Source organism: Neisseria sp. P0021.S006, assembly GCF_051956895.1.
On record NZ_JBQCWZ010000191.1, the window covers coordinates 1 to 2020 of the forward strand.

Here is a 2020-nt window from a genome sequence, read left to right on the forward strand (position 1 = left end):
AAGCCAAGAAAGCTGAAGAAGCCAAGAAAGCTGAAGAAGCCAAGAAAGCTGAAGAAGCCAAGAAAGCTGAAGAAGCCAAGAAAGCTGAAGAAGCCAAGAAAGCTGAAGAAGCCAAGAAAGCTGAAGACGCTAAGAAAGCTGAAGAGGCCAAGAAAGCTGAGGAAGCTAAGAAAGCCAATGAGGCCAATTCAGGTCAAGGTTTTGGCGGTGAAGGCAAAGTAATGAGCAAGGCTTTGGATGGCGGTGTCTTGGTAGCGAAAAAGCGTGAAACCGGCGATTTGGAATATGCCAAAACCGAAGCTCCGACTGCTTCGGATAAAAACAGCGTCGTACTTGATGGTGTCGCCATTAATACCAAAGACGTTAAAGCAGGTGAGTTCACGTTGGGCGAAAGAAGTACGAACGGCGGTAAAGCCGATGCAGCACAATATGCGGTACACAGCGGCGACCTGCTGCCTGACGTTCGTTACGGCGGTGTTGCCGATGTCAGCGATCTGCGTGATGTGAAACAGGCGTTGTTTGTCCAAGGCACGCCATCAGGCAGCGATACCGTTGCAGCCCAAAGAGGGGATGCAACCTATAAAGGCATCGGCCTGCATTTCCCAAACGGACTGCCGATCGATACAAGAGGTCTGCAAGAAATTTTTGAAACCGGTTCGCAAGCCAAGCTGGCCAATCTGTATTCTGCCGCCAAAGCAACCGATGTTACCGCAAGAGTCAATTTCGACCAAAAAACCATCAATGTCGGCATCAACCGCTATTCCGATCAAACGGTTGGCGGTGGTAGCGGTGGCGATAGGATTGCAGGTGTCGTCAAATCCAATGCGCGCGATATGGCGGAAAATTTGTCTTTCAATGGCGATTTGCACGGCAACACCTTCTCCAACAAGCAAGGTACGATGCAAGGCGGATTCTTTGGCGCGAAGGCAGACCAACTTGCCGGTACATATAGTGCGGCAGGCAAAAACCAACGTGATGAAGACGTAGTGGCGCGCGGTGTGTTTGGTGCAAAACGCCAAGATGCGGCAGCTCAAGCAGGCGGACAGCCTGATGCGCCGGTTGCCAAACCTGATGCGCCCGTAACCAAACCTAAAGATGATGCCGCCGCAGCTGAATTGAAAAAAGGTGAAACAGGCGAGCAATACTTCTTATCGAATATCGCCGATTTGACCAAAGTCGTTATCAACGGTACGACAATCGCTTTGTCACCTGTTACCAACAAGCTCTATCGAACTGAATTGGGTTCGGACTACAAATCGTTTGTTGCTTCAGGCAATTTGAGCAATGTTGTCTTCGGTGCGGCAAAACTTGCCGATAATGCCTACTCCTTGTTTGTTCAGGGGGTAATGAGTGCCTCTCTACCGTCAGGGACAGCCAAGTATGCCGGCGATGTGTTGAATTTCCGTGCCCGCAACTTGGATAATAAGGAAAACTGGGTGGGTGATACAGGAGGCTACCGTACTACCGGTTCGTTTACCGCAGATGTCAACTTCGATACCAAGACTATCGCAGGTAAAATCAATAGTGGTGACAGATGGTTCATGAATGAACGAGCCTTTACTGCAGATATTACAGGCAGCAGCTTTAACGGTAAATGGACTTCTTCAGATGCACAAGGCTCTGTAACTGGCGGATTCTACGGTGACAAAGCTGCCGAAATGGCGGGACGATACAGTTATCATGACAAAGAAGATAAAAGTAACAATGCCTTCGGTGTATTCGGCGGCAAAAAACAATAACTGTCTGTTTAAGCTGAAAACAAACCGCTCGAAAGGGCGGTTTGTTTTTGATCGGATAGGATTTTCAGACGACCTTTTACGGTAACAACAATCTAGAGAGCAATTTACCCGCTAAAAGGTCGTCTGAAAACCTTGAATCTTATTTTCAGATAATCTGAGACCTTTGCAAAATTCCCCAAAATCCCCTAAATTCCTACTAAGACATTTAGGGGATTTTCCATGACCACCTTCTTTCAGCAAACCGTCCAAGCCATGATCGTCAAACACATCGACCGCTTCCC

1 protein-coding gene is annotated in these 2020 nt (G+C 48.2%); it reads left to right on the plus strand.

Annotated features, from left to right (window positions below; all coding sequences use genetic code 11):
* On the plus strand, window positions 1-1739 hold a 1739-nt coding region (locus ACTHUM_RS12360; RefSeq protein WP_440402996.1), incomplete at its 5' end, for a transferrin-binding protein-like solute binding protein.
* Window positions 1740-2020 lie beyond the last annotated feature (281 nt).